A 26587-nucleotide genomic window follows, 5' to 3' on the forward strand; every position below is an offset into this window, starting at 1 on the left:
TATAACATACGATGTCCTAATGAAGTTTATAAGGGTATGCTAAAATGAAAAGGAAAAGTAGACCACAACTGGTCTGCTCTTCCTTACCTATTAACGACAACAAATATTAATGCTTTCCTTTATTTTCCCTATGTTCTTTTTGTACATTTCCCTTCTGTTTGTCTTTATTTTTGTCATTTTCTTTTTCTAATTTCTTTACTTCCTTTAAAGCTACTTTATTTTCTTTCATCTCTTGCTTTTTAATTTTTTTTGCATTTTTTTCTTTTTCTTTAATTAATGCTTTTTGAATTTTTGACTCTTCATGAGCCGCTTTCTTTTCCTGCTTTAGTGCAGCTTTTTCTTGCCTTTTTTGTTTTACTGGAACGGCCTCATCTTCCTTTTCCGCTGTAGTTACTGGGTCTTTTGCATCAGCATTTTCTTCTTCTGAAGTATTTTCAGTCAAGCTATTATCTGCTGTTAATAATGTAGTTGAAATAGTCTCCTCTACTGCTTCATCCTCTTTATTTTTATCTATTTCCTTCATTTTTTCTATTTTTAAAGCTAACTTTGCATAACTTTTTTCAATATTTTTTTGTAAAGCAGCTTTCGCTTTCGGATTTTGTACTTTCTCCATTGCAGCTGTTAGTGCAATAATATTTTGCGATAACAACATATCTACATCAGCATCTTCTTCAGCAACTACATCTTCTGATTCTCCATCTGTTTTTGATCCCACTGCAATTGAGTCATCAGTTTCTGTCTTTTCTTCTGCGTCAGCAGCATCTTCACCGACGGACTCTTCTTCACCAATAATAGATTCTACATTTTCTAAGCTTTCGAAAGCATTTTTGATCGCCTCAAGAGCTTCCTCTTCCTTGCCCTCATTGAAAAGTGCCTCCGCCTCGGCTAAACGCTCTGCTGCAAAAGTAGCCAATAGCTTTGCTTCTTTTTCTTGATTAAAAGTGAATGCAAGTTTTATTTTTTCTAACGCAATTTTAGCAAAATAGAAGAAGCTTCCTGGCAATAAAGATGGAGTTTCTTCTTCGATTTGCTCCTCGTTAGCTTGTTCTGCGTTTTCTTTAGGTACATTAAGATTATCTGGCAATTCAACTGTTTCGTAATCTCCTGTTAGTTCTGTACTTTCAGCGGCAGATGCCAATGACGTTGAGAATGTAAATGTCCCAGCAAGCAATAATGCTATAGATGATCTTCCTAATTTCTGCAATTCTTTGTTTGAAAAAAACTTCAACTCTTTCACCTCATAAAATGTTTTTAGCGGCCGCCTTGTTCATTACAACTGTACGATAGGTTATGAGGTGTTTTTGGGGGTTGTTAAATAAAATTTATTATAGCTAAAAAAGCTTTAACATGTTTTATTGTTAAAGCTTTAAATAAGCGAGATGGTTCTTATTTCTGAAGACGGTATTTTTTTATTGATAAAATGACCCACCTAATTATGAAACCAATCATTAAACCCGGAATTAATGATAGCATAGGTAAAAATACTGGTCCAAATAAGATGCCAAATAACTTTAACCGGGTAGAGTACATTAGGCCTACTGTAACAAAATAGGCGCTAAAAACAAATGGCAGAAAAGATAATTCTTCATTCTCAGGCATCGTACTTCGGTAAGCATCCCACATCGCAAAAAAGTATAGACAAGGATAAAACATTAGCCATTGATAATTTATTACTTGGATGGCGTAATCAATTTCTCCCCGGAAGCTGAACATGATTGCAGAATTAAAATTACTGTACATATTAATAACGAATTCAAGTAATACAAAAAGCGTACCTTTTATTATTTGACCAGAAAGTAGCTGACTGAATCCAGGAAGCGCAATACTCCATAAAACAGCCTCAAGTTTACCTAGTGTTTTCACCCTAAATCACCAACCGCTCCATTATTGGGTCACTCTCTTTTGTCAGACTGATTCTAATTTCCCATTTTGTTATATATCTTATTATTACTTTAATAGCGTAAAAAAAACGCTAATCCACTGATTAACGGCAAATTTTTATTTTATTCATTTGAATTTAATAAAAAAGTGCAAAGGCAGCTATTTATGCTGCTGCCTTTGCACTTTTTGTAATTGTGAAGCCGGTTAACCCGAATCCAACAGTTAATATTGGCGATAGTAAACAAAAGAAGGTGAAAGGCAAATAGTCGATAGTTTCAACACCTAAAACCCCTGTAAGAAAAACACCGCAAACACTCCAAGGAACTAATGGATTAATGACCGTTCCCGCATCCTCAAGCACCCTCGATAAATTTTTCCGTTCAAGACCTGCTTTATCATATGATTCCTGAAATGCATTACCTGTTAACAATATGGAGAGGTATTGCTCTCCAAGGAGAAAATTGATCCCAATTGCTGTTCCAGCAGTAGCAGATATTAATGAGGAGCGCTTACTCAAGAATCCCTTTATTCCCTCTAAAAGGGCAGGTAATATCCCTAGTTTAAAAAGAAGCCCACCCATTGAAAGTGCTAATAAGACTAAGGAAATAGAGAACATCATACTTTCCATCCCTCCCCTAGTTAATAGGGAATCGATTTCTTCTACTCCAGTATCTGATTTAAAACCGAAAAATAATAAGTTCATCATCTTTTCAACACTTAAATCATTTTGTACGAAGAAGCTAATCACCAATGCAGCTATAATGCTTGATGAAAGAGTGATAATCGCAGAGATCCTTTTTATCGCAAGAAACGTTAATAGAATAAAAGGAATGATAGAATACCAATGTACATATTCAAGCTCAATTAGCTTTGCTTTCAGTGTTTGTATCATTTCAAAGCTTGTTGATGCTTCATTTGGCGATAAAAAGGCAAATAGGATGAGTGTTATTACAAAAGCTGGGCCTGTAGTCCAAGCCATATTTTTTATATGTTCAAAAATATCCACCTTAACAATCATCGAGGCAAGGCTCGTTGTATCTGATAACGGAGACATTTTATCACCAAAAAAAGCACCGGAAATGATTGCTCCAGCCGTAATCGCTTCCGATAGCCCAAGTGCTGAGCTTACACTCATAAAAGCAACACCAATGGTAGCAGCCGTTGTAAGTGAACTGCCTACACTTAAACCAATGATTGAAGAAACAATAAAAGCAATGGCATAAAAAAACTTCCCATTAACAACCTCTAAGGCAAGATATATAAATGTTGGGATCGTCCCGCTAGCCATCCAGCTGCTGATTAACATTCCAATAAAGAAGAAGATAAATACTGCACCAAGACCGGATTTTGCTCCATCTACAAGGCCTTCTTCTAAATCCTTTATCTGAACCCGTTTTAATAATCCGTATGCCATTAAACAAATTATTGCTAAAACGATAGGAACATGTGGAACAACTCCAGTAAAAATAATGGCGTAACTGATTCCGCCTAAAAGAATAAGTGTAATGATAAGCGCTTCTAATGGCCTAATCGTTAATTTTGGCTTTTCATGCTGCATATGAAATCCTCCTCTAGTTGTATACGCAGCATATATTCTGCGAATCTACCCTTTTACTATTACACTTAAACGCTTTTTGGCGTTAAAGTGAAATAATATGATATTACTATATTATTTTTTATGGAGTATGTCAATGTAAAAAAAAAAGGTCCCTCAACAGGAACCGTTTTTCACATTAATGCTCTGAATCCATTGGATTATATAGGTTAACATCTGGGTTTTTATCTTGGAACCATCTTAGTGCAAAATCATTTTCAAATAAAAATACTTTTTTATCATAACGATCATGAACAAGAAGGCTTCGAGAACTAGAGAGATTTTCACTTACTTCATCCCCCTCAACCCAACGAACAATTTTTGAACCTATTCTTTCCATATAAACTTCCGTGTTATATTCATTCTTCATTCGATGCTCAAATACTTCAAATTGAAGCTGACCGACTGCACCGAGCAAAAGATCCTCAGTTTTTACCGTTTTATAAAGCTGAATCGCACCCTCTTGTACAAGCTGCTGAATACCTTTATGGAAGTGCTTTTGCTTCATAACATTCTTCGCAGAAACTCTAACAAAGAGCTCAGGCGTAAATTGCGGCAATCGGTCAAATTGGAAACTTTCCTTTCCTGATGTTAATGTATCCCCAATTTGGTATGTGCCAGGATCATATATACCAATAATATCCCCACTAACGGCAAGATCAACTGTACTTCTATCATCAGCCATAAATTGAGTAGATTGAGCAAGCTTAATTTGCTTCCCAGTTCTCGGAATATTTACGGTCATGCCTCGTTCAAACTGACCTGAACAAATTCTCAGGAATGCAATCCTATCTCTATGGGCAGGATTCATGTTCGCTTGAATTTTAAAAATAAAACCAGAGAAGTTTTCTGATAGCGGATTAATTTCTCCAGCTGTTGAATTTCGTGGCTGTGGCGATGGTGCAAATTGTAAATATGACTCTAAAAATGTCTGCACACCAAAGTTAGTTAATGCACTTCCAAAGAATACAGGCGTTAATTCCCCTTCAGCAATTCTTTCTTTAGAAAACTCATTGCCCGCTTCATTCAATAGCATGATTTCCTCAAGAGTTTGCTCATACAGGCCTGAATCTTTCAAAGCATGCTCCCCTTCAATTTCACCGTCTTCATTTAATGAAATAAAGCGCTTATCTTCTTCTACTCGGAATTGCTCGATTCGATTATTAAAGCGGTCATAAATACCCAGGAATTCCTTGCCCATTCCAATTGGCCAATTCATTGGATACGATTCAATCCCCATGACCTCCTCAAGCTCTGCAAGAAGTTCTAATGGGGTCTTTCCTTGTCGATCCAATTTATTTATGAAAGTAAAAATAGGGATGCCTCTCATTCGGCATACTTTAAAGAGCTTAAGTGTTTGCTCCTCAATCCCTTTAGCAGAATCGATAATCATAACCGCACTGTCAACTGCAGTTAATGTCCGATAAGTATCTTCACTAAAGTCTTGGTGTCCTGGTGTATCAAGAATATTAACCCGCGCACCATTATAATCAAACTGCATCACACTGGAGGTTACTGAGATTCCTCTTTGTTTCTCAATTTCCATCCAGTCACTTGTTGCATATTTTCCGGTCTTCTTTCCCTTTACCGTTCCTGCATCCCGAATAGCGCCTCCAAAAAGAAGCAATTTTTCTGTTAATGTCGTTTTACCAGCATCCGGGTGGGAAATAATTGCAAATGTCCGGCGTGATAAAACTTCTTCTTCAAACTTTTTTGCCATTGTTCATTCCTCGCTGATTCTCAAATTTAATCATACCTTTCATTTTATCGCTCTGAAAAAAAGATTGCAATGCTGCATTTACACATCTTATTGCTTTTTTTCAAGAAGGTTCATGAACTATACTAAGTATAGACAAGAATAATTGATTCGGAGGTGCTCCATTGGATTCCATTACTCATACTTTGTTTGGACTTACTTTATACGGAACTGTCGATAAAAAGAACCTGGATAAGAATCGTAAACGAGCTTATCTTGTAACCGCGGTTGGCGCAAGTCTCATCCCGGATATAGATGTCCTTTCCCGCTTTTGGGATACAGAAGGAATGTATCAAATGTGGCACAGAGGAATTACACACTCCATTTTCCTCACCCCTTTATGGGCACTATTTTTTTCACTCATCTGTCTGCTATTGTTTAAAGTAAAAGATATTAAACTGTTCTTTATCGGATGGCTTGCAGTCATCATTCATACGACAAGCGATCTATTTAACGCGTGGGGAACAGGTTTTCTAGAACCCTTTTCATCCATAAGAATGACATTTGGGACAGTTCCCATTGTCGATTTCGTAATATGGATAATTATAGGATTAGCCTTTATCTTTTCAAAAAAGAAAAAGTCAAAATCTCCCTTATATTTTAGAATGGCTTGGATGTTTATCATCCTTCACTTTATGGTACAAACCATACAAGGAGTTTTTATATACAGCCAATACGATGAAAAATATGATCAAGTAGCATTATCTGCTGGTTTTATTCCTTGGACCTATTCTGTAATTACTAAAAATGAAGAGCAAGTGAAAATTTTTTCTGATAGTCTTTTTCAAAAGAAAAGGGAGCAGTATGTACTGCATTCATCCGAAGACGCTAATTTGGACATGCTATTTGATAAACGCCCAGAAGCAAAAACCCTCTATGATTGGGCACCATTTGTAGTCCTTGTAGATGATGACGATCGCATCGGTTTATACGATCCTCGGTTTTACCGAAATGGACAATCCTTTTTATTTGAATATATCGAGAAAAACAACTAAATACTTAATTGGAGGAAAAAAATATGCCAGACGAAAAAAAATATGAAGCAGGCTATAGAAAATTTCTTTCAAAAGCTCAAAAATATGTAGATAATCCTCAAGAAACAGATCAATTACTTAAAAAAACTGAAAAGAAAGCGAAAGGGAATAAAGCTTCTTTTACCGGGGTATGGGAAAAATTCCAGCTTCTTATTGAACTCGTTAGGTCTTGGTCAAGCGGTGAATATCGAGCAATATCCAAAAAATCCATTTTGTTCATTATTGCTTCTATTCTTTACTTTGTCTCTCCGATTGATATCATACCGGATTTCTTGATTGGTCTTGGCATTGTCGATGATGCGGCAGTCATTGCATTTGCCATCAAACAACTTACTGATGAATTGGAGAAATATAAAATCTGGAAACGAAATCAGCCCATTAATGCAGAAGAAAGTAAGCGAATTTAACTGTGATTTTTCCTTTTGTGCCTATGTCAGTTACTTGGTGTTTTCTCTTGTTACGTTACTTCCTCTTGTTACCGGTATAACATTTTTTCTGCTTTGGCGGGCACATGTCATTCCCTCTTGTGAACTGTGAATGAATCTCTCACATTCTAAAAACTTGAGGTTACTTCCATATTACAAAAAAGAACATCTCCAAGAATACACAGGAGATGTTCTTACTTAGCGAAGCGATGATTTCCAATTACTTCTGTCACTGTTTGTGATCTCAACCATTTACTGCTAGTTTCGTCAGGATTAAAGAAATAAACGGAATCATTTCCTTTTCCTTCAAGAGCAAGTGCCTCCATAACTGCTTTTTTAGACTTTTTATCGGCAGGCTCGTTAATTGCCCCATTATCTACTGGTTGAAACTGTCTATCCTCATAAATGACATCTTTAATTTTATCAGGAAAGCGATTATCTTCCACCCGGTTTAAAACGACTAGAGCAACAGCAACCTTTCCAGCATAAGGCTCCCCTTTTGCTTCAGCATGGACAAGTCTTGCAAGAAGATCCTTTTCTTCTTTTGTAATGGATTTAGGTAAAATTAGCTTTTCGCCAGGTCGGATTTTTTCTGACTTTTTATGATTAATTTTTATTAAATCTTTCTCAGATACTCCATGTTTCATTCCAATCTCAATAAGGGAATCACCTTTTTGAACCGTATAAATATCAACATGATCTAAAGTTTCAGCATACGTGTAATTTTTATCTGTTTGGAAAAACGGGAATGAGAGTATCATGAACCCTGCAAATACTGCTGCAAGTTTCTTCATTTAATCTCCTCCTTTATACTTGCATGAGCAACGTATATAACCGTAACATAGAAAACTAAACACCTCCACACCTCAATTTCTTCCATAGAAATACAGTTAAATAATGGAACACCTATTCAGATTTTTATTATTAATACATTTTTCTAGTCAATTCGACCATTTCTGTTATAATGGGATAGGAAATAAAATGCTTTTGACAAATTGAATAGGCAGAATTGTAGGGGAACCGTGTATTCGGTTGAGATTTCATCAGTGAGATGATAACCCTTTGAACCTGATCTGGTTGATACCAGCGGAGGGAACATATTCTAATACATAGATGTGTTTAGTTTATATGCGCCCTGGTTCATGCCAAGGGCGTTTTTATTTTGCAAAAAATCCATACATTCTGGAGAGCATAAGAATAAATTACCTGGAGGTTAAAAGGATGAAGAAATGGATCGCAATTATTTGCTCCGCACTCTTGCTTGCTGGCTGCAGCGGCGGTGAGGAACAAACAAAGGAAAAGAATGAAAAAGACTTGAAAAAGGTTACGGTTGTTCTTGATTGGACACCAAATACGAACCATACTGGCTTATATGTCGCCAAGGATAAAGGCTATTTTGAAGAAGAAGGTCTTGATGTGGAAATCATTATGCCTGGTGAAGCTGGCGCAGATCAGCTAACAGCATCTGGAAAAGCAGATTTTGGGGTTAGTTATCAGGAAAGCATTACTCAAGCACGTGTACAAGGAGTTCCTCTTGTTTCCGTTGCAGCAGTGATTCAGCATAATACTTCTGGATTTGCTTCCCCTGCCGAAAAAAATATCAAATCACCGAAAGATTTTGCAGGGAAAACATACGGAGGATGGGGCTCACCTGTTGAGAAATCTGTTCTCGATTCATTAATGAAAATCGAAAAAGCAAATGTTGAAGATGTTTCAATTGTTAATATGGGGGATGCCGATTTCTTTACGGCTGTCAAACGCGATATTGATTTTGCCTGGATTTATTATGGGTGGACGGGCGTGGAAGCAGAGCTGCGCGGGGAAAAAATTAATATGGTGTATTTAACCGATTATAGCGAAAAGCTTGATTATTATACCCCTGTGCTTGCAACAAATGAAAAAATGATTGAAAGCAATCCTGAAACAGTAAAAGCTTTCGTTAAAGCCGCATCTAAAGGATATAAGTATACCATCGAAAATCCTAAAGAAGCTGCTGACATTCTATTAAAAGCTGCCCCAGATCTGGATGAAAAGCTTGTGGAAAAAAGCCAGGAATGGCTAGCTCCCCGTTATCAAGACGATGCATCAAGATGGGGTGAACAAAAGCTGGACGTTTGGAAAAACTATGCAGATTGGATGTTTGAAAACGGATTGCTTGATAAGAAATTAGAAGCTGAAAAAGCATTTACAAATGAATTTTTACCTGAGTGAGGAGAGTTAGAGAATGGCTAATGCATTAGTAAGTATACAAATCATACCAAAAACTAAAAACGGGGAAGATGTTATTCCTTACGTTGATGAAGCAATTCGTGTCATTGATGAATCAGGAGTAAAGTATGAAGTTCACCCGCTGGAAACAACTATGGAAGGCGAATTAGAGCATTTATTAAAAATCATAGCTGAAATGAATGAGAAAATGATTGAAAAAGGGAGCAGAAATGTTATTTCGCAAGTAAAAATTTTATATCAGCCTTCAGGAATTGAAATGAATGATTTAACGGAGAAATACCGTTCATGAAGAACAATTTATTAAAAGGATGGAGACCAGCTCTTGTTCTCCTCCTTTTATTCATTATCTGGGAAATGTCCGTTAAACTAGCTGATATACCTGCGTGGCTTCTCCCGCCACCAACAGATATTCTTAAAGAAGCAATAGAAGGCTGGGGAAATTTTCATGAACATCTGCAATCAACAATTAAACTTTCATTGCTAGGATTTATCATTGGCTCAAGTATTGGATTATTGACAGCTATTATTCTTCATCTTATTCCAAGTGTTAAAGAATCAATCTATCCTTTATTGATTTTATCACAGAATGTTCCAATTATTGTTCTTGCTCCTCTATTGGTTATTTGGTTTGGCTTTGGCTTAATGCCGAAGATTATTGTCATCACACTGGTCTGTTTCTTTCCCATCACTGTTGCTGCTTTAGATGGGTTTAGACAAACACCAAATGAACTGAAGCATTACATGATGATGGCTGGCGCTAATCGTAGACAGCTTTTCTGGAAGCTGGAGCTTCCCTTTTCCTTGCCGGCTATATTCTCCGGGTTAAAGATTTCAGCTACATATAGTGTGATGGGAGCCGTCATCTCTGAGTGGCTTGGTGCCAAAACAGGGATTGGTGTTTATATGACCCTAGCCTCCTCTTCTTTTCGTACAGATCGAGTATTTGTAGCGATCGTATTTATTATGATATTGAGCCTTTTATTATTTATGCTCATTCTGCTGGCAGAACGATTTCTAGTCCGCTGGAAAAGAATGGAGGATGATAGAAAATGAGTATACTTTCAATTGAAAATGTCTCGAAAAGGTTTGGAGAAAACGAGGTTATTCGAAAATTAAGCTTGGATGTAAAAGCAGGTGAATTCGTCTCTATCCTTGGACCGTCTGGCAGCGGAAAAAGTACAATTTTCAATTTAGTCGGAGGGCTGCTAGCTCCAGATGAAGGAACGATTCGATTACAAAATGAAAGTATTATTGGAAAGCGCGGCTCCATTAGCTATATGCCGCAATCACCTTCTTTGCTTCCATGGCGCACGATTCTGCAGAATGTGTTATTAGGACAGGAACTTAAAGGGGATATCAATCGAGAAAAGGCAATTGATATGATTGAAAAGGCAGGACTGAAAGAATATATACATTCCTACCCGCATGAATTATCAGGTGGAATGAAACAGCGAGTGGCATTTATACGTGCACTCTTAAGCCCTCAGCCAATCATTCTGCTGGATGAACCTTTTTCTGCTCTCGATGAAATGACAAGGCTCGATATGCAAAAATGGCTTCTCGATATATGGGATTCGCATAGACCAACCATCCTCTTTGTTACCCATAATATTGAGGAAGCACTTTTCCTTTCGGATCGTATTTTTATTCTTTCTCACCGGCCATCACATGTTATTTCTGAGCTTAAGGTTCCTTTTAGCCGCCCAAGAAATGAAGAGCTTTTACTTGAAGAACGATTTTTGCAAAGCAAGAGAAAAATTCACTTTGCCTTAAAAAGGAGGGATGGAGATGAAATCAATGATTGATTCCCATATTCATCTCGATCATTATACGGATGAGGAAATTGAAGAAATTATCTCGAGTTCCCCAACCATTCAATCCTATATTTCTGTTTCATATGACTTAGAATCAGCAAAGAGAAATCTTTTATTGTCTGAAAAATATTCAATCGTGAAGCCAGCTTTCGGGTATCATCCTGAACAATCATTACCGAATGAAAAAGAGCTGGCAAATCTAATGACTTGGATAGAATCAAATAAAGAAAAAATGGTTGCCATTGGTGAAGTAGGACTTCCGTATTATTTACGAATGGAGACAGCCGACCCATCATTTCAACTACACGGATATATCGAGCTATTAGAAGCATTTATCATCCTCGCTAAAAAGTGGGAGATGCCAATCGTGCTTCATGCAGTTTATGATGATGCCCCAGTCGTTTGTGATCTTTTAGAAAAGCACTCTATTGATAAAGCTCACTTTCATTGGTTTAAAGGGGACAGCAAAACCATACAGCGTCTCAAAAATAATGGCTACTTTATTTCCTTCACACCTGATATTGTTTATGAAGAAGAAATTCAACAAATTGCAAAAGTGTTCCCCATTGATCAAGTCATGATCGAAACAGATGGACCTTGGCCATTTGAAGGACCATTTCAGGGCAAATCTACCCATCCGAAAATGATGAATGAATCAGTTGGATTTATTTCGAAAATAAAAAAGATGCCTATACAAGATGTCTATCTTCAATTACTTGATAATACAAAAAGCTTCTATTCACTATAAAAGCCGTCTAAACAACGAAAAAGCAGGAAGTCTCCTGCTTTTTCTAAAAACGAATTATCTAAAACAAGCTGCGCCTACAATAATTAGAAGGATGAAAAGAACAACGATCAAGGCAAAACCGCCGCCGTATCCAGCTCCTCCGCCATATCCACAGCCGCCATAACCATAGCCGCCGTATCCATACATACACTATCTCCTCCTTGCTGCCTATAATTCATATCTCCTATTATTAATATCCGTAACCACCGTAACCCCATGAAGCACCAATGATAATTAATAGGATAAACAATACTACAAGTAGAGCGAAGCCTCCACCGTAACCTGCGCCTCCACAATCATTTCCCATGTTCAAATACCTCCTTTGTTTGTTTCCATATATCCTATTCATTTACCCTAGATTGTGCGATAGACGAATGCACAATTTTAGGTATTATCCCTATAATTAAGGAGGGGCCCTTTCTGAAAGGACCCCTCTAAGTGGATGTATTTCTGCATTTTCATTTATTTTCTCTTCATTAAAAATGGGCACTAATGTTTCTTAATTGGCATGTCTTTACCTCTATTGCAATTCACCTGTCTCTTCTTTTGTCTTTGCATCCTTCAATTCCAGCGTTAAATGATCTAGGCTTTCACGAATATTTGATTTTCCAGAGAAATTTTCTAATAGTTCCTTAACATCGATACCAGAAGAAGCTTTCAAAGTTTCCTGCATCGTAGACATAAGGTTCGTTGCATAGCCAGTTACCTTATTCGCTCCCCCATTTTTCCCATCGCTTCCAGTATCAACCACAGTGATTTTATCAATATTTGAAAGTGGGCTTGCGACTTGTTTCGCATATTCCGGAAGCATCTTAAGAACCATATCCATGATGGCAGCTTGACCATACTGATCGAATGCTTCTGCAATTTTACGCTTCGCTTCTGCTTCTGCAAGTCCTTTCAGACGGATAATTTCAGCTTCAGTTTCACCTTGAGCACGCTGTGAATCAGCTTTTGCCAGACCATCCGCTCTCACACGCTCAGCTTCAGCCTTTGCCTGTGCTTCAATTCGGTACTTATTAGCATCTGCTTCAGCAAATTGCTTCTTCTTCTCTGCTTCAGCAGCTTGCTCAACTGCATAACGATCTGCATCTGCTTTTTTCTTGACTTCAGAATCATATTGTCTTTCTCTTCTTAAAATTTCCTTCTCCTCTAATTCAATTTGTTTTTGACGTTCAATAATCTTGATTTGCATTTCTTGTTCAGTTACTTCTTGTTTTGCACGAGCCGTTTCAAGATCATACGCTTGGTCTGCTCGTGCTTTAGCAATATCCTGATCCCTTCGGTAATCCGCCATTTTCATCTGATTTTCTTTTTCTGCTTCAGCAATTTCAGTCGCTCTTTCTAGCTCAGCTTTTTGTGCATCCTTATCGGCTTCAGCACGTTTTATTCGCGTTTCTTTTTCTGCTTCAGCAGTGGCAATATCAGCGTCCCGTTTCACTTGTGCAATTCTTGGCTTCCCTAATGAATCTAGATACCCATTTTTATCCCGAACATCTTTGATTGTAAAGGAAACGATAATCAGACCCATTTTTGCAAGGTCCTGCGAAGCAACCCTCTGAACTTCCTGTGAAAATTTATCCCTGTTTTTATAAATTTCTTCTACTGTCATCGAACCAAGAATCGATCTCAAATGGCCTTCAAGCACTTCTTTTGCTTCATTTTCCCTGTCTTCTTTCTTTTTCCCAAGAAATTGCTCTGCAGCTGTAGCAATTTCACCGATGGATCCGCCAATTTTAATAATTGCTGTACCATCAGCCATAACAGGTACACCCTGCTCTGTGTATACCTCTGGTGTTGAAACTTCTAATTTACTAGAAAGCAAGCTCAGCGGTTCTGCCTGTTGAAATACTGGCAGCACAAACGTACCTCCACCCCTAATTATCTTAATTTTGTTGCCGGATTCATCCACATGGACATTTTTACTGCCTAAATAGCTTCCAGTTACGATTAATGCTTCATCCGGTCCTGCGGTGCGGTACTTTGAAATAAAAACACCCAATAAGGCAATCAATAAAAATGCAACAATCCCAACGATAATCCAAATTTGAAGCATGTTCTCTCCCCCTATCTAATATTCATTTCGGGGTACTACATAAAGAACCCCATTTTTCACATCAATAACAAGAACCTTTTCTCCTTCATTAATGCTTTTATTATCGAAGCTGGCAGCAGGCTTGGAAATTCTGCCGCTGTAGCTTTCAATCAAAATTTCTCCAAATCCATCCTTTGGAATCGGGATGATAACCGAAGCAATCCTCCCTTTTAAGGATTCTTCCGTATATACAAGTGATTCTTCTGTATTGGCTAATGGAATAAGAACAAAAACATTTAGCAAAGTATCTAAAATAATCGAAGATATTGCAGCAATAATCAATATAAGTACGCTATTCAGCCCAGTAAGGATCTCCATTAAATAGCCAATTGCAGATAAAAAGGTAAGGAAAGCTAACACTAGAACTGGATTCAGAAACCCTGCAGCCTCAGACAGTCCTTCTACCATATCGCTAAAAAACAAGTAAAGGATGATTAAGCTGCCAGAAATGACAAGTACATAGAGATAAAGTGTTTGAATAGGCAAGCCAAAAAGCTCCATTTTTTCACATCCCTTCAAAATCTATTATCAGATATATTCGATTTAATTTATATACGTTTACACTAGATAAAAGTTTCAAAATTCTTACAAAATAAACAAGCACTAAGAATATACATTCTTAGTGCCTGAATACTTTTACGTATAAAATTATCTGTGAATACCAAGTGCGAGCTGAGCGTAACGGGACATTCTATCCTTTGTCCAAGGCGGATTCCAAACGATGTCCACATCGACCTTCTTAATTTCAGTAATATTATCTAAAATGGCACTTTTCACCCCGCCAACAATTTGTCCAGCCATAGGACACCCCATTGATGTCATTGTCATGACAATATGCACATCATTTTCTTCATTAATATTAACTTCATATATCAAACCTAAATTCACAACATCTATTCCTAATTCCGGATCGATAACTAATTCCAGCTCTTCAAATATTTTCTCTTTTAGAGTGTTGCTCATTGACTAACCTCCTCAATTTGAAAAACAAAAATCATAATTGATATTTATTATCATTATAGAAAATAAAAAAAGACAAAGCAGTGAAACGCATCACACTTTATCTCTTCATTTATAATTGACGACCTTTGTTAAACTCGAGTAAAACCCTCTCTATTGCCCTTATTGGCTGCCTTGCAAATTGGGATAAGTATTGTGTATCTAACCTGCTATGCTGAGAGATTAAATAAGCTGAATGGGTTGCGTTTTCTTTTCTTAATGTATTCAGCGCTTTAATCATCCCATCTGCAGTTTCAATCCCAATCCCATGACCAAAATATAATCCATTTCCTAAATAAACCGTATTCTCCCCTGTCCAAACAGGATGAGCAAAATCAGGATTATAAAAATATACGACATCCCCTGGAATAAAGTCTCTGCCGATTTTTGTAATAATGCCTAAATCACGGTCATAATTCCAATCCCAAACAAGAAGCCGCTGGAACAAAGAATTGAAATAGCTTGTCGAGATTGTATCAAGAACTGCTTTGTAATAAATAATTACAATGGCAGTTGAACATTCAAATGCATATTCATCACTATTAATAAAAATATCATTAATTGCCTCAGATGGCAGGACAGATGGATTAAGCAAATACCCATATTTTATCTTTCGCCAAATTTTCGGATTGAATTTAGATGTTTGAAATGGAGCAAATGCAACATTACTTTCATGAAGCTTTCTAGCAGTTCGGATGATATTTTCTCTTAATTGGAGGTCAAATAGCAATTCATGGAGAGAACCGTACGTATGCTGTAATGGACTATTTTCTAAAGCAAGGTAGATCTCCCGCTTTATCCCTTGAAAACTGCCAACAGCCGGCTTTAATCCATAATCGCTAAGAACGATCATTTTTTTCCCAGCCTTTCTATAAGGTTTTATTTTACCTTATGGCATATGATCCTGGTTGGTTCCAATTAACCTGCCGTTCAATATACTTTTCCACTGCTGGGAATAGAATTTACTTTACAAAAGATCGATTTAAATGCTAACTTAATTAAATAATCTTGTTTTTAAAAAGGTGAGAAAATGAATAAAGAAATCATAAAATTCATACGTGAAAGCTATAATATGACACAACGAGACTTTGCTAAAATTGTAAGTTGCAGTTTTTCGCTGATCGCCTTAGTAGAAATTGGGAAAAGACGAGTAACATCTAACTTAGAAAGTAAAATTAAGACTGCATTCGATTTAGATGATCAACAGCTGCAATCAATCGCCTCACTCGTATCAGAGTTCAGTAAAGGCATTCCACCATTTATGTAAGTTTGTAATGAATCAACGTCCTTATTATCGGTTATGTTAAAAGCGAGCAATCATTTAGTTGCTCAAATAATCGTGGTGGGAGTGATGTATCATGGCAAGAAACAAACTTTTAGTACCCGGTTCTGAAAATGTATTGGATCAAATGAAGCAAGAGATTGCGGGTGAGTTTGGTGTTCAGCTAGGTGCTGATACGACCGCACGAGCAAATGGCTCTGTTGGTGGCGAAATGACTAAACGTCTAGTCGCCATGGCTCAGGAGCAGTTAAAAAATCAACAAGGTCTATCTTGATGATTTCCCGGAAGAGGCCCTTTAAGGGTCTTTTCCCTTTTTTATTATTGCAATTGATCCGCTTCTACTAAAAGCTTAACTAAAATCTTTGTTCCATAGATTAATGCTTCATTGTCAAAAGACATATTTGGATGATGCAAGCCTGGATTTAAATCACAGCCTAAACCAATCATTGTTGCTGCAATGTCAGGTTTATTTAATGTATAAAAATGAAAGTCCTCTGCTCCAGGAGATTTGCAAATTGGCTGCAGATTTTCTTCACTAAGGATAGATATAATTGCCTTTTCAGCTAATCTAATGGCTGCATCATTTTTTATTGCTGCTGGAGAATACTCTTCAAGACTAAAATCAATTACAGTCTCTGTCAGCTCAGCAATTTTCTTTATCGTATGTTCTGATTGCTTAATTAGTTTTTCCATCGTTTCATTTGTTTCTGCTCTTAAATCAAAAGTAAATCTTGCGGATTCTGGTATTAAATTTGAGGCCTCTCCCCCATGCAGCTCCGTTATTTTAATTGAATATGGGAATTCATCCTTTAAACGAATTTGCCTAATTGCCTGGATTAACAGTGCTGCCGCTTCTAGCGGGTTATTCCCTTCTTCAGGCCGGGCAGCATGTGCTTGCATTCCTTTTATCACACCTTTAATGCTTACAGTTGAACCGTGGACAATTACTGGAGATGCTTTTTTAAAAGGAACCTCAAAGCTTGGGCGCAAATGTATCCCTCCAAGAAACTTTACATTCTCTAATGCCCCCTCCTCCATCATTTTAAGCGCACCTTCAGCTTTCTCTTCAGCTGGCTGAAATATAAACCTGACCGTATGAGTTAGCTGTGTTTTAGTATTTGCAAGCGTGAGTGCAGTAAATAATACCATTGTACTATGTGCATCATGCCCACATGAATGATTGGCCCTTACCATTCCGCCCACTTCCTGCACTAATGCGTCCATATCAGCACGGAGCGCAATTACACCTTGTTTTTTTCCTGGTATTTCTGCCACCAGCCCATAATGGCCGGGAAATGACTTTACATTAATACCCTTATCTTCAAGCATCTCTTTAATATATTTTGAAGTTTTCTCTTCCTTCCAGCTTGGCTCTGCAAGCAAATGGAGATCCTTATACGTTTTCAAAATAAGTTCTCGCTCCTGCTCAATTAACAATATCGGATCCAATTATGTATGCCCCCTAGTCGAAATAATCAAATAAATTAATAACATCATATACAAAAATGAATGCTTTTGAAAGAAAAATGATATAGTTGAAAAAAAGGGCAGGAGGGGGAATATGATTACTAGATGGCTTACAATCAATATAATTACAGTCATAATGATTATTTTTTGGAGCTTGTATCAAGGCTATGATTCAAACTTTATTTTAATTGGAAAATTAATTGCACAAGCGGCGTTTATTTTATTTTTGATCAATGTAAATATGTATTTTGTATTCCTATTTATCCGCAAAAGCAAGGTTAGAAATGTAAAGGTGAAACTTGCAAAAATATCAAAAAGGATGATGAAATATCATATCCCTATTGCCGTTACAGCAGCAATGCTAATTATTATACATGCAGCCATTATGGTATATGTACAATTTGATTATCTGTGGAAGGCAAAAACGGCAAGCGGAGCAATCTCCATAGGAATATTACTGCTGCTTTTGTATAGCGGATTACTGCGCAGATGGAAGGCCTCGGGAAAAAGAAGAAGATTTCATTATATAATGGCCTTTGTATTTCTGGGTTTTGTTTTTATCCATACTTTTATTTAATAAGGATTTATTCATACTAGAACTCATAGACAATAAAAACCTAAAAATTATGATAAAATAAACTCGAGTTACAATTAAAGGAGATGTTCATAAGGTGAAAAACGAAATAATTGACCGATTTACTACCTATGTAAAAGTCGACACACAATCTAATGCTGACAGTGAAACATGTCCTTCCACACCCGGACAGCTAACTTTAGGGAAAATGCTCGTTGAAGAATTGACATCAATTGGCATGCATGAAGTAACGATGGATGCCAATGGGTATGTAATGGCAACTCTTCCTGCAAATACGGAAAAGAAAGTTCCAACAATCGGATTCCTCGCACATCTGGATACAGCAACTGACTTTACGGGAACAAATGTGAAGCCGCAAATCATCGAAAACTATAATGGAAATGACATCATTTTAAATAATGATTTACATATCGTCCTTTCACCGAAGGATTACCCAAATTTGAGCAGCTATATAGGTCATACTTTAATAACAACAGATGGCACTACCCTTCTTGGCGCTGACAACAAAGCTGGCATCGCAGAAATTATGACTGCAATGGCATACTTAATCAATCATCCTGAAATTAAACATGGAAAAATTAGAGTAGCTTTTACTCCTGATGAGGAAATAGGCAGGGGTCCCCATAAATTCGATGTGGAAGCATTCCAGGCAAAATATGCGTACACAGCTGATGGCGGTCCGCTTGGTGAACTGGAATATGAGAGCTTTAATGCAGCAGGTGCCAAAATTACAATTAAAGGAAATAATATTCATCCAGGTACAGCAAAGGGAAAAATGGTGAATTCAGCAAAAATAGCTATGGAATTCAACAATAAGCTTCCAGTTGATGAAGCACCTGAATATACAGAAGGCTATGAAGGGTTTTTTCATCTTTCCTCAATTAATGGTGATGTTGAACAAACCATTATAAATTATATTATTCGCGATTTTGATAAGGAAAACTTCAAAGCCAGAAAAGCAATGCTCGAGAAAATTACCAATGAACTCCGTAAAAAATATGGAGAAGACACAATTATCTTAGAAATGAACGACCAATATTATAATATGAAAGAAAAAATCGAACCTGTAAAAGAAATTGTAGACATTGCCCATGAAGCAATGAAAAGATTAGACATTGAACCGATCATTAAGCCAATCCGCGGCGGCACAGACGGCTCCCAGCTTTCCTACATGGGTCTTCCAACACCGAATATTTTTACCGGCGGTGAAAACTACCACGGCAAATACGAATATATTTCAGTTGATAATATGGTGAAAGCAACAAATGTGATTTTGAATATTATTAAGATTTATGAGGAGAAGGGCGAGATTTAAAGACACAATTATCAATTATTGAAAAATGCAGCCTGAGTCCGTTTTCTATAGGACTCAGGCTTTTTATTATTATTTTCCAACGAAAATTCTACTTAACCATAAAGCGAAACTTCAATCAGTGGTCTTTTTCTTCATCCCCCACTGATTGTTAGTTGAACTAATCGGGCATTTACGGGCTGTTGATGCCCCACTTAGAATTTTTTGTGCTCTCTACTTCTTGAAGTGAGGGTCTTACAGCCCGTAAATCTGCGATAAATCCTTTAGTAATATACATTTTATTGTTCTAAACTGTAGTTGTTTCATCGATAACTTTTCCAGATTGTTTGCTCTTTGAAACTTTAATTGGAGCTGTTTCTTTAATACCCAGAGAAAGGAGAAAAAAGACTGCAGCAGCCACACTTGCTACCCACAATGGGGAATAAAGGCTGTATTTATCAGCAAGTACACCAGCTAGAACGGGACCAATCGTCCCTCCAATAATTTCGCCAGTCAGTACAATTGCAGCAATAGCAGTAGCTGCAAAGGCCCTTGAAACAGACTCAGATGGGATGATTGCCAGATAAAGTGGCTGCCCACCCATACCAGCAGTAAGGACAAATACTAAAAGTGCTAACACTACAACATTTGAATGGAAAAAGGCAATGGCTAGTGGGAGAAAGATTGCAACAAATGTTGCTGGTATCATTACGGTTTTTCGTCCCAACTTATCCGATAAAAAAGGAATAAGTAACTGCCAGAAGAACATGCCAATCCCGAAAACTCCTAATATAATTCCATATTGGGATTCGTTATAATTGGATACGCCCGATAAAAACAGTGGCATAAAACTAGTGAAAGTTAAAAGGTACATCATATAAAATACAGCAATTAACATACTTAACCAAACATTACGGGTTTTAAATACTTTTTTATATTCATTAAATGTAGGTTTTTGCCTTTTTTCACCTTTGCTCAATTGTGAATGTAGGATAGGTTCCCTCATATAAAACATTAAAATGACAGCGAGGATAATTCCTGGTATAGCCAAAGCAAAAAATGCATATCTCCAGTTAAATGAAATAGCGATAGCAACAACTAATATGGGAGCGATCGCGTTACCTAATAATGGTGCAGCACTTTGAATAAATCCCATATTGAAACCTCTTCTACTAGGAGTGGATTCAGCCATGATCGAGGATTGAATTAATGGAATAACCGGTCCTTCAGAGGCCCCCATCAATAAACGAACCATTATCAGGGATCCTAAACCACCAATAACACCGGATGAAAATGTGGCAACAGAAAATATTAAAATAAAAATAACTAATGTTTTTTTCTTTTTACCAATAAAATCTGAGAGGCTTGCAAAAATAAGTGTAGATAACCCCCATGCAATGGATGTGGCGCCAACAATCATTCCCATTTGTGTATTGTTTAGTCCTAACTCTGGAGCAACAAATGGGAACAAATAAATGATGCTTAATCGATCCATAAAGACCAGGCCAAAAACTAAGAATAGAATAATTAAAATACCATTCTCATACCTAAAGAAAGATTGTTTTACTTTGTTCATACTTCTCTAGCCCCTTATTTTATATTATCGACAAAAATATCTTGATTTTTGAATATTCAGTTAAGTATAAACATACTTTTTTACACACTTATCACATGCTAGGTGGTCTATAAAATCTAAATTATTATAGACCACCTTTAAAACTTTCTATATTCCTAGAAAAGCAACTGCACGCGTCCATCCAGCACTCCCGCCCTTTATTTTTACGGGAAAAACTGAAACCTTAAATCCATAAGGCGGAAGCTGATCGAGATTGGCTAGTTTCTCAATTTGACAATATTCCCTTTCCTTTCCTATATAATGGGCAGCCCATAGGACTCCCGGACGTGGGTTTTCTTTAAAATCTGCTGCTTGTTTTTTCAATGGTGTATCCCATCCCCAACCATCTGTCCCCATCACTTTGATCCCTTGTTCAATCAACCATAGAGTTGCTTCAGCAGATACACCAACATGGATCTGTGCGTAATTATCCTCGTATCGTTTTTTGTCTGCGTCACAGCGGATCATAACAATATCAAATGGCTTTAACTCATAATTAATCTCTATTAATTTCTGCTTTAAATCTGAAATTGTTACTTCATATGCAGGTGGCTTGTCTGTGAAATCTAGAACTATTCCATCACCATAGAACCATTCGAGGGGCATTTCATCAATTGTCCTTGAAGGTCTCCCTTCACTAGTCGGCCAGTAATGCCATGGTGCATCCACATGTGTACCCGCATGACCCGCTAGTGTGAGCTCTTCCCCCGCTAATCCTTTGCCTTCCGGAAAGTCTTCTGGATGAACGCCAAATAATTTAGCACCAAGCTCTGCTCCCTCTTCATGGGATTCATATCTAATCGAAAATGGAAGCGGATCCTTTAGTTCTTTTTCAATTGAAACACTTAAATCAACGATTCTTACTCCATCTTTGTTCACAAGTAAGCATCCTTTCTGTCGAATCAGTTGACTTGACCATAGTAGTGATCCTTCTATCATTAGTTTTTTTAGACAATGGTATTACATAGTCTGCCTAAACCAGTAATCTCTAATTCTACTTCATCACCAGGTTCCAACCAGCTATGCATTTCTGATCCTAACTCCATAATGCAGCCAAATCCAACGGTTCCGGAACCAATAAGATCCCCTGGATACAAGGTTACATCTTCTGATGCCCGTTCAATCATTTGGCCAAAACTATAGTAAATATCTTTAAAGTTGCCGCTAGTTATAACCTCTCCGTTTACTTTTGCTGACATCTCTAAATCAAACCTGTCCCCTACCCTATATGGTTCAAGCTCATCTTTTGTTACAAGATATGGCCCTATCGAGGTAGCAAAATCCTTTCCTTTTGCCGGTCCTAGCTGAACCTTCATTTCTTTCATTTGTAAATCCCTAGCAGACCAATCATTCAATATTGTATAACCGAATATATAATCTTCTGCTTCACTCGCTCTAATATTTTTTCCTTGTTTACCAATGACGCATGCCATTTCTAATTCAAAGTCTAATCTTACACATCTTTTTGGACGGTGAACTTCTTGATTGGGCCCAATAATTGAGTTCTGATTTGAGAAATAAAAGATAGGCATTTCATACCATTCTTGTGGCATTAGATCCCCAGACCTTGCTGTTGCATTTTTTATATGTGTTTCAAATGCTACAAAGTCTCGAAACGAATTTGGGTTAGGCAGGGGTGCAACTAATTCAATTTCATCTAAACGAAAAGTTGGTTCCAATGAATTCCTAACTAATTGTTCAAGTATTGGTATGAATCTATCTTGATTTTCTAGCAACTCTCTAATACTTTCAGGTAAAGCACCTTTACTTGCCTCATTCATATCGATTACACCATTGTTCACTAACCAGCCTGATCTGATTTTCCCAAGAGGATTTCGAAATGTTGAAAATTTCATTTATTCCAGCTCCTTTAATCCTGCCCTTCTATTTCAAATTAGTAATAAGGCAGCATAGACCTGTTTATCTAATGCATCTGCTTTTTGTGGATTATACGTTTTTTCATAAATAGGCGTTTGCGTAATTTTCCCGCCCCAGAACATAGAATCAAACACAGCCTCAATCTGTAATTCTAACTTTGATAAAGGCAAATGGACGCCTTCTATTTTTTCATTTAAGACATTAATCATTCCAGTAATTGAATAAACAGTTTCTAATCCAATCATCGAAAGTGTCACTTTTGGATTGTTTTTTATATTGGAAAAGGTTCTTGAATTATTCGTAATCGAAAATCTAATCGTTTTTTCATTGATCGCTGTAACCCAGGAAATGGCACAAGTATTCGGACCATGACTTTCGTGATCAACAGTGCTCAAAAGTATGAGTGTATTAGAATTAATATGTTTGACTTGCTCCTCTGTCAGAGTTTGAGGAATCTTCTGCTCTAACATTTCTCTACCAACTTTCTAATTTAATATTGTCACATTTACAATAGGGTTTACTATTCAACAAAAAGTAAAAGATTTTAAGCATTAAGCTGTACCTTTAGCCAATCATACATAGAATAGGTTTCTGTCACATTATCAACCTGACAATGAGCTGATCCCGGACTGCTTTTTGAAACCACTTTTAACCATCTTGGACAGGTTAAGTCATTATATAGGTTGTATGCGTTTTCAACAGAAACCTGACGATCATCTTCTCCGTGTATAATATAGGTTGGCATACTTATCTTTTCAGCTACCCCTCTTAAATTAAAACGGTCTAACCTTTTCCTCGCATCTTCCATATTGTCTGTTCCTATCACGTGCTGCAAAATTTTAGCTAATGGATGATTATCCGGACGTTTTGCCCAAACAGAATTATAATCATATACCGCACCCCAAAGTGCACATGCCTTAAACCTCGGTTCAAATGCTGCTGATCTTGCTGCCATATAGCCACCCATAGAAACAGCCATGATCCCTACACGTTCAGGGTCCACGTCAAGGTTTCCTATCGCCCAGTCATAGGCAGCCGTTCCTGCAACATTATAATCATAACGGGAAGTAATATGATTAAGTCGCAATGCACCGCCTTGTCCTGGTCCATCTACAGCCAATAATGAGATACCGCGTTCATTTAATAATTGAGCTGGGCCAAAATATAGTTCTTCCGCTGTCGAATCAAGACCACCAAACATAATTACAAGTGGGCTTTCTTTCTTTCCAGGAACTGCAAAATAATATCCAGGCAAAAAGGAATTTTCAAATGGAATTTGAACAGCATTTGGCGGATTATCAAGCATCTCTGCACCTTTTCTAAAAGACTCCACTCCTTTTAAATAGGTTGGTATTTTTCTTGCATCATCAGGCTGCAGGAAAAACTCTGCTGTCCTAATATAGTTGGAAGCTCGTAAAAATGCTGCTCTAGCTGTTTCAATATTTTCACTATCTAATGCTTCATTTGCAACTGTTAAAGTTCGGTTCCCGCTGTCCATCCATGCATGATGAAAACTATTCGTATCTCCTAGTGTTATATTATTAGCAGCTTCAAGTATTTCATTAACTTCTCCGCCTCCAAAATGAGCCTGACTAAACATCCTTACAATCTGATAAGACCACATATAATGTTCAGGAAAATAATGCCACATTTAAAAATCACTCCATATCTTTTTTCATATAAGAATATTCTTTGGATCTAACGGAACTCCTAATTCCACCCTTCCAAAGTTCTCCCCAGCCATATCAAAATTCAGTGCAGCGTGCATGGACATGATTTGTGTATCCCTCCAAAAGCGCTGCATCGGATTATGACTGTAAATTGAACTTGCACCACTGTTTTCAAAGAGTCGTCCCGTTACTTTGGAACCTACCTTGGCTACATAAGCAAAATTTCGAGCAAGCAATACTTTTTTCTCAGCAGTTAAATGTTCAGTTGTCCGTAACTGTTCTATAGATTGATGCAGAATCGCATCTGCTGCATCCAATTCTACTGAACACTCCGACAAGCGAATTTGTTGATGTGTAAACTGTGTAACTTGATTTTGAGTATAGATGGCAACTTTCTTCTTACTCGTTTCCTTCCATAAATCATAAGCACCAAGTGCAGCCCCTAAAACAGCAGATGCGAGGAAATGTCCAATGACCGTCATTACCGGGAGTTTATACATTGGTGCCTTATTCACTATCGTCCCTGGAATATCATTAAATTTAGACCAACCTACCAAATCTACTATTCTATAATTCGGTACAAAAGCATCTACAATTGTAATTGTCTTACTTCCGCTCCCCTCAATCCCCGCAACGTGCCAATCATCAATAATTTGGTAATCCTCCCTTGGAACTAATAACATTAGATGTTTCGGAGGCATACCCGCTTTTTCAGGTGGTTGAAAAGCCCCTACCATTGCCCATTCACTGTGGTCAACACCAGATGAAAAACTCCAGCTTCCACTTAATCTCACCCCATCTTCCAAATGATCCATTTTACCAATTGGTGCGAATGCTGAAGTGATTAGAGCATTAGGATTTTTAGACCACACATCTTCTTGGGCTTTTTCCGGCCAACCAGCCAACATAAATGAATGAAGTCCTAATAATGTGAAACACCATCCAGAAGACGGATCAGCCTTAGCAATTTCAATGGTTGTATCTACTAATGAATCAAAAAATAGTTCGTGACCTCCCCATTTCTTAGGCTGTAATAGTCGAATCAGGCCCGAATCTACAATTTCTTGAATAGTTTCTTTTGGCTGCTGACGAAGTTCCTCAGCTTGTTTTCCTCGTTCCCTAATGATTGTTGCAAGAGACTTTGCTCTCTTTATTGCCTCTACATATGAAATTTGTTCAACAACTCGATGAACATTTGACATCATCTTTCCTCCTCTCATGTATTAGGACATCAATCCGCTATTTTAAAATTTCACCCTTAGTTCCAAACGGGTTTTCTCTTCCCCAAGCATCATTTGGATTTTCCGATAATTTCCACTTAAATGGACCAAAATCAGGCGCAAATACTAGATGAGCCCCAGCATAAATTTCAAATCTGTTTCCGCCTGGCTCATCAACATAAAAGAAAAAGCCTTCTGCTAATGCATGACGAGTAGGTCCGCCCATCGCTAATTCATAGCCACTTTCGATAATATGGTCAGCTGCTAATAGTACTTCCTCACGACTTTCAACCGCATAACATACATGATTGACTGCTCCGGGTTTTCCTTTTGGGTTACCGATGATTGCAATATCATGCGATAAATTACTTACAGAGAGCCACGCCCCAACTTCAATATCATAATTATCGGTAAAAATCCCCTCATGATAGTTAAAACCTAACTTCTGATAAAATTCACGGCATGCTTTTGTATTTCTGCTATGAACGGTTACATGGTCAAGACGCCTAGGTGAAATTCCTCTTCCCGGGTTTTTCTGCGGACGATTCTTCCACTTGCTCCGAAGATTTTCTGGTGCATCATATAAGTCAACATCCCAAAACACTTCTTCTAAATGACCATCTGGTGAATAAAACTGATAGGCTGCCCCATGTCCTAAATCGCCTTCTGTCCATCCTTTTCCTTGACCCGTCCCCTCAATAAAAAGGGCTGCATCCTTTAATGCCTCCGCAGAATCTGCCCGCCATCCGATATGACCTAATCCCGCTTCTTTTCCTTCAGTAATTTTCAAGCTATGATGGTGAAATTCTCCCCAGGCTCGGAGATAGACAGATTGCCCTTGTCGGCCAGATTCTTCTAAACCAATAACTTCTTTATAAAACTTAACGGTTTCTTCTGGTTTAGGACTTAATAGTTCAACGTGAGAAAGCTGGGATAAATAATGTGGATTTTTCAT

General features: G+C 37.5%; 30 protein-coding genes and 1 riboswitch. Of the genes, 11 read left to right on the top strand and 19 right to left on the bottom strand.

Annotation, left to right across the window (positions count from 1 at the left end; translation table 11 throughout):
* Positions 1-106 precede the first annotated feature (106 nt).
* The 4 genes from C1726_RS02435 to C1726_RS02450 all read right to left on the bottom strand — a co-directional run bounded on the left by C1726_RS02435 (position 107) and on the right by C1726_RS02450 (position 5195).
* Positions 107-1228, bottom strand: a complete 1122-nt coding sequence (locus C1726_RS02435; RefSeq protein WP_102271698.1) for a DUF5667 domain-containing protein — start codon at positions 1226-1228, stop codon at positions 107-109.
* A gap of 158 nt (positions 1229-1386) precedes the next feature.
* Positions 1387-1863, bottom strand: coding sequence for a hypothetical protein (locus C1726_RS02440; RefSeq protein ID WP_102271699.1), 477 nt, complete (start codon positions 1861-1863; stop codon positions 1387-1389).
* Positions 1864-2044: 181 nt separating this feature from the next.
* Positions 2045-3439: a Na+/H+ antiporter NhaC gene (nhaC, locus tag C1726_RS02445; RefSeq protein WP_102271700.1), complete on the bottom strand. Its 1395-nt coding sequence runs from the start codon at positions 3437-3439 to the stop codon at positions 2045-2047.
* Positions 3440-3614: 175 nt separating this feature from the next.
* Positions 3615-5195 (bottom strand): peptide chain release factor 3, encoded by a 1581-nt coding sequence (locus tag C1726_RS02450; protein WP_102271701.1) that lies wholly within the window; start codon positions 5193-5195, stop codon positions 3615-3617.
* 161 nt (positions 5196-5356) lie between these two features.
* On the opposite strand from C1726_RS02450, the gene C1726_RS02455 reads away from it, so the two are divergent.
* A complete protein-coding gene (locus C1726_RS02455; protein ID WP_102271702.1) occupies positions 5357-6226 on the top strand; it encodes a metal-dependent hydrolase in 870 nt (289 codons plus the stop codon).
* A 23-nt stretch (positions 6227-6249) separates the two neighbouring features.
* The gene (locus C1726_RS02460; protein WP_102271703.1) at positions 6250-6672 is read left to right on the top strand and encodes a YkvA family protein; all 423 of its coding nucleotides are present in this window, start codon (positions 6250-6252) and stop codon (positions 6670-6672) included.
* A 212-nt stretch (positions 6673-6884) separates the two neighbouring features.
* Here the strand turns inward: C1726_RS02460 and C1726_RS02465 are convergent, their stop codons facing one another.
* Positions 6885-7484: a cell wall hydrolase gene (locus C1726_RS02465; protein WP_102271704.1), complete on the bottom strand. Its 600-nt coding sequence runs from the start codon at positions 7482-7484 to the stop codon at positions 6885-6887.
* 209 nt (positions 7485-7693) lie between these two features.
* Positions 7694-7802, top strand: a riboswitch (TPP riboswitch).
* Positions 7803-7911: 109 nt separating this feature from the next.
* Between C1726_RS02465 and C1726_RS02470 the strand changes: the two genes are divergently transcribed.
* From C1726_RS02470 to C1726_RS02490, 5 genes are read left to right on the top strand one after another with little or no spacing between them, the layout of a single operon-like run.
* Positions 7912-8901 (top strand): ABC transporter substrate-binding protein, encoded by a 990-nt coding sequence (locus tag C1726_RS02470; RefSeq protein WP_102271705.1) that lies wholly within the window; start codon positions 7912-7914, stop codon positions 8899-8901.
* A 13-nt stretch (positions 8902-8914) separates the two neighbouring features.
* Positions 8915-9208, top strand: a complete 294-nt coding sequence (locus tag C1726_RS02475) for a thiamine-binding protein (protein ID WP_102271706.1) — start codon at positions 8915-8917, stop codon at positions 9206-9208.
* On the top strand, positions 9205-9972 hold the full coding sequence (locus C1726_RS02480) for an ABC transporter permease (RefSeq protein WP_102271707.1): 768 nt from the start codon (positions 9205-9207) through the stop codon (positions 9970-9972). The genes C1726_RS02475 and C1726_RS02480 overlap by 4 nt, the downstream gene beginning before the upstream one ends.
* Positions 9969-10724 carry an ABC transporter ATP-binding protein gene (locus C1726_RS02485; RefSeq protein WP_102271708.1) on the top strand — a complete coding sequence of 252 codons (756 nt, stop codon included), beginning with the start codon at positions 9969-9971 and terminating at the stop codon, positions 10722-10724. The genes C1726_RS02480 and C1726_RS02485 overlap by 4 nt, the downstream gene beginning before the upstream one ends.
* Positions 10708-11481 (top strand): TatD family hydrolase, encoded by a 774-nt coding sequence (locus C1726_RS02490; RefSeq protein ID WP_102271709.1) that lies wholly within the window; start codon positions 10708-10710, stop codon positions 11479-11481. Before C1726_RS02485 ends, C1726_RS02490 begins: the two co-directional genes overlap by 17 nt.
* A 54-nt stretch (positions 11482-11535) precedes the next feature.
* Here C1726_RS02490 and C1726_RS02495 read toward each other — a convergent pair whose 3' ends face one another.
* From C1726_RS02495 to C1726_RS02520, 6 genes are all read right to left on the bottom strand, one after another.
* Positions 11536-11667 (bottom strand): YjcZ family sporulation protein, encoded by a 132-nt coding sequence (locus tag C1726_RS02495; RefSeq protein WP_102271710.1) that lies wholly within the window; start codon positions 11665-11667, stop codon positions 11536-11538.
* 43 nt (positions 11668-11710) lie between these two features.
* Positions 11711-11827, bottom strand: a complete 117-nt coding sequence (locus C1726_RS02500; protein ID WP_102271711.1) for a YjcZ family sporulation protein — start codon at positions 11825-11827, stop codon at positions 11711-11713.
* A 213-nt stretch (positions 11828-12040) separates the two neighbouring features.
* Positions 12041-13576, bottom strand: a complete 1536-nt coding sequence (locus C1726_RS02505; protein WP_102271712.1) for a flotillin family protein — start codon at positions 13574-13576, stop codon at positions 12041-12043.
* A gap of 15 nt (positions 13577-13591) precedes the next feature.
* Positions 13592-14116, bottom strand: coding sequence for a hypothetical protein (locus C1726_RS02510; RefSeq protein ID WP_102271713.1), 525 nt, complete (start codon positions 14114-14116; stop codon positions 13592-13594).
* A 147-nt stretch (positions 14117-14263) separates the two neighbouring features.
* Positions 14264-14578, bottom strand: a complete 315-nt coding sequence (locus C1726_RS02515) for a metal-sulfur cluster assembly factor (protein WP_102271714.1) — start codon at positions 14576-14578, stop codon at positions 14264-14266.
* A gap of 109 nt (positions 14579-14687) precedes the next feature.
* On the bottom strand, positions 14688-15467 hold the full coding sequence (locus C1726_RS02520) for a protein-glutamine gamma-glutamyltransferase (RefSeq protein ID WP_102271715.1): 780 nt from the start codon (positions 15465-15467) through the stop codon (positions 14688-14690).
* A gap of 219 nt (positions 15468-15686) precedes the next feature.
* Here C1726_RS02520 and C1726_RS02525 point away from each other — a divergent pair, with 219 nt between their 5' ends.
* Both C1726_RS02525 and C1726_RS02530 read left to right on the top strand, forming a co-directional pair.
* The gene (locus C1726_RS02525) at positions 15687-15881 is read left to right on the top strand and encodes a helix-turn-helix domain-containing protein (RefSeq protein ID WP_235822686.1); all 195 of its coding nucleotides are present in this window, start codon (positions 15687-15689) and stop codon (positions 15879-15881) included.
* Between the two features lie 91 nt (positions 15882-15972).
* A complete protein-coding gene (locus tag C1726_RS02530) occupies positions 15973-16170 on the top strand; it encodes an alpha/beta-type small acid-soluble spore protein (protein WP_102271717.1) in 198 nt (65 codons plus the stop codon).
* 44 nt (positions 16171-16214) lie between these two features.
* On the opposite strand, the gene C1726_RS02535 is transcribed toward C1726_RS02530, so the two are convergent.
* Positions 16215-17345 carry an amidohydrolase gene (locus tag C1726_RS02535; RefSeq protein ID WP_102271718.1) on the bottom strand — a complete coding sequence of 377 codons (1131 nt, stop codon included), beginning with the start codon at positions 17343-17345 and terminating at the stop codon, positions 16215-16217.
* Between the two features lie 112 nt (positions 17346-17457).
* Here C1726_RS02535 and C1726_RS02540 point away from each other — a divergent pair, with 112 nt between their 5' ends.
* Complete coding sequence (locus tag C1726_RS02540; protein WP_102271719.1) at positions 17458-17940, top strand: hypothetical protein; 483 nt, start codon at positions 17458-17460, stop codon at positions 17938-17940.
* Positions 17941-18034: 94 nt separating this feature from the next.
* Entirely contained in the window at positions 18035-19273 is a 1239-nt protein-coding gene (gene pepT / locus C1726_RS02545) for a peptidase T (protein WP_102271720.1), read from the top strand.
* 283 nt (positions 19274-19556) lie between these two features.
* Here pepT and C1726_RS02550 read toward each other — a convergent pair whose 3' ends face one another.
* The 7 genes from C1726_RS02550 to C1726_RS02580 all read right to left on the bottom strand — a co-directional run bounded on the left by C1726_RS02550 (position 19557) and on the right by C1726_RS02580 (position 26587).
* Positions 19557-20825 (bottom strand): MFS transporter, encoded by a 1269-nt coding sequence (locus C1726_RS02550; protein WP_102271721.1) that lies wholly within the window; start codon positions 20823-20825, stop codon positions 19557-19559.
* 147 nt (positions 20826-20972) lie between these two features.
* Complete coding sequence (locus tag C1726_RS02555; RefSeq protein ID WP_102271722.1) at positions 20973-21743, bottom strand: cyclase family protein; 771 nt, start codon at positions 21741-21743, stop codon at positions 20973-20975.
* A gap of 68 nt (positions 21744-21811) precedes the next feature.
* Positions 21812-22720 carry a fumarylacetoacetate hydrolase family protein gene (locus C1726_RS02560; RefSeq protein WP_102271723.1) on the bottom strand — a complete coding sequence of 303 codons (909 nt, stop codon included), beginning with the start codon at positions 22718-22720 and terminating at the stop codon, positions 21812-21814.
* A gap of 33 nt (positions 22721-22753) precedes the next feature.
* Positions 22754-23212, bottom strand: a complete 459-nt coding sequence (locus C1726_RS02565; protein WP_102271724.1) for a pyridoxamine 5'-phosphate oxidase family protein — start codon at positions 23210-23212, stop codon at positions 22754-22756.
* A gap of 74 nt (positions 23213-23286) precedes the next feature.
* Positions 23287-24393 (bottom strand): alpha/beta hydrolase family protein, encoded by a 1107-nt coding sequence (locus C1726_RS02570; RefSeq protein WP_102271725.1) that lies wholly within the window; start codon positions 24391-24393, stop codon positions 23287-23289.
* A 24-nt stretch (positions 24394-24417) separates the two neighbouring features.
* Positions 24418-25614 (bottom strand): acyl-CoA dehydrogenase family protein, encoded by a 1197-nt coding sequence (locus C1726_RS02575; RefSeq protein WP_180968075.1) that lies wholly within the window; start codon positions 25612-25614, stop codon positions 24418-24420.
* A gap of 37 nt (positions 25615-25651) precedes the next feature.
* A complete protein-coding gene (locus C1726_RS02580) occupies positions 25652-26587 on the bottom strand; it encodes a VOC family protein (protein WP_102271727.1) in 936 nt (311 codons plus the stop codon).

Source organism: Cytobacillus massiliigabonensis (assembly GCF_900199725.1).
Classification (GTDB): Bacteria; Bacillota; Bacilli; order Bacillales; family Cytobacillaceae; genus Cytobacillus; species Cytobacillus massiliigabonensis.

What these genes read in the sequence shown, in the direction of transcription:
- nhaC (WP_102271700.1), bottom strand. Translation starts at nt 3,439, where the DNA reads ATGCAGCATGAAAAGCCAAAATTAACGATTAGGCCATTAGAAGCGCTT.
- C1726_RS02450 (WP_102271701.1), bottom strand. Translation starts at nt 5,195, where the DNA reads ATGGCAAAAAAGTTTGAAGAAGAAGTTTTATCACGCCGGACATTTGCA.
- C1726_RS02460 (WP_102271703.1), top strand. Translation starts at nt 6,250, where the DNA reads ATGCCAGACGAAAAAAAATATGAAGCAGGCTATAGAAAATTTCTTTCA.
- C1726_RS02465 (WP_102271704.1), bottom strand. Translation starts at nt 7,484, where the DNA reads ATGAAGAAACTTGCAGCAGTATTTGCAGGGTTCATGATACTCTCATTC.
- C1726_RS02470 (WP_102271705.1), top strand. Translation starts at nt 7,912, where the DNA reads ATGAAGAAATGGATCGCAATTATTTGCTCCGCACTCTTGCTTGCTGGC.
- C1726_RS02475 (WP_102271706.1), top strand. Translation starts at nt 8,915, where the DNA reads ATGGCTAATGCATTAGTAAGTATACAAATCATACCAAAAACTAAAAAC.
- C1726_RS02480 (WP_102271707.1), top strand. Translation starts at nt 9,205, where the DNA reads ATGAAGAACAATTTATTAAAAGGATGGAGACCAGCTCTTGTTCTCCTC.
- C1726_RS02485 (WP_102271708.1), top strand. Translation starts at nt 9,969, where the DNA reads ATGAGTATACTTTCAATTGAAAATGTCTCGAAAAGGTTTGGAGAAAAC.
- C1726_RS02490 (WP_102271709.1), top strand. Translation starts at nt 10,708, where the DNA reads ATGAAATCAATGATTGATTCCCATATTCATCTCGATCATTATACGGAT.
- C1726_RS02495 (WP_102271710.1), bottom strand. Translation starts at nt 11,667, where the DNA reads ATGTATGGATACGGCGGCTATGGTTATGGCGGCTGTGGATATGGCGGA.
- C1726_RS02500 (WP_102271711.1), bottom strand. Translation starts at nt 11,827, where the DNA reads ATGGGAAATGATTGTGGAGGCGCAGGTTACGGTGGAGGCTTCGCTCTA.
- C1726_RS02505 (WP_102271712.1), bottom strand. Translation starts at nt 13,576, where the DNA reads ATGCTTCAAATTTGGATTATCGTTGGGATTGTTGCATTTTTATTGATT.
- C1726_RS02510 (WP_102271713.1), bottom strand. Translation starts at nt 14,116, where the DNA reads ATGGAGCTTTTTGGCTTGCCTATTCAAACACTTTATCTCTATGTACTT.
- C1726_RS02515 (WP_102271714.1), bottom strand. Translation starts at nt 14,578, where the DNA reads ATGAGCAACACTCTAAAAGAGAAAATATTTGAAGAGCTGGAATTAGTT.
- C1726_RS02520 (WP_102271715.1), bottom strand. Translation starts at nt 15,467, where the DNA reads ATGATCGTTCTTAGCGATTATGGATTAAAGCCGGCTGTTGGCAGTTTT.
- C1726_RS02525 (WP_235822686.1), top strand. Translation starts at nt 15,687, where the DNA reads ATGACACAACGAGACTTTGCTAAAATTGTAAGTTGCAGTTTTTCGCTG.
- C1726_RS02530 (WP_102271717.1), top strand. Translation starts at nt 15,973, where the DNA reads ATGGCAAGAAACAAACTTTTAGTACCCGGTTCTGAAAATGTATTGGAT.
- C1726_RS02540 (WP_102271719.1), top strand. Translation starts at nt 17,458, where the DNA reads ATGATTACTAGATGGCTTACAATCAATATAATTACAGTCATAATGATT.
- C1726_RS02550 (WP_102271721.1), bottom strand. Translation starts at nt 20,825, where the DNA reads ATGAACAAAGTAAAACAATCTTTCTTTAGGTATGAGAATGGTATTTTA.
- C1726_RS02560 (WP_102271723.1), bottom strand. Translation starts at nt 22,720, where the DNA reads ATGAAATTTTCAACATTTCGAAATCCTCTTGGGAAAATCAGATCAGGC.
- C1726_RS02565 (WP_102271724.1), bottom strand. Translation starts at nt 23,212, where the DNA reads ATGTTAGAGCAGAAGATTCCTCAAACTCTGACAGAGGAGCAAGTCAAA.
- C1726_RS02570 (WP_102271725.1), bottom strand. Translation starts at nt 24,393, where the DNA reads ATGTGGCATTATTTTCCTGAACATTATATGTGGTCTTATCAGATTGTA.
- C1726_RS02575 (WP_180968075.1), bottom strand. Translation starts at nt 25,614, where the DNA reads ATGTCAAATGTTCATCGAGTTGTTGAACAAATTTCATATGTAGAGGCA.
- C1726_RS02580 (WP_102271727.1), bottom strand. Translation starts at nt 26,587, where the DNA reads ATGAAAAATCCACATTATTTATCCCAGCTTTCTCACGTTGAACTATTA.